This is a genomic window from Paenibacillus sp. J31TS4, assembly GCF_018403265.1.
Classification (GTDB): domain Bacteria; phylum Bacillota; class Bacilli; order Paenibacillales; family NBRC-103111; genus J31TS4.
Window position 1 is genome coordinate 1 of sequence record NZ_BOSI01000046.1, and the last position, 255, is coordinate 255.

1 tRNA gene is annotated in these 255 nt (G+C 45.9%); it reads right to left on the reverse strand.

The annotated features are described in order from the left end of the window. Positions 1 to 163 precede the first annotated feature (163 nt). A tRNA-Ala gene (locus KJS47_RS23930) sits at positions 164 to 239 on the reverse strand. Positions 240 to 255 lie beyond the last annotated feature (16 nt).

Here is a 255-nt window from a genome sequence, read left to right on the forward strand (position 1 = left end):
TCTAGTTTTCAAGGAACAAAGATGTTTGCCTCAGCAAAATATCTAACCTCAGATATTCACTTTAGCAACCACGCCGTTTTTAGCGGCGAGATCTATCTTACCATGTTTCCGACCTACTTGGCAAGCATTATTTTGTGGTAATGTTTGCTAGGCAGTTCGTTTTTGGTGGAGCCAAGGAGGATCGAACTCCTGACCTCCTGCTTGCAAGGCAGGCGCTCTCCCAGCTGAGCTATGGCCCCATAATAATCCCCAAAA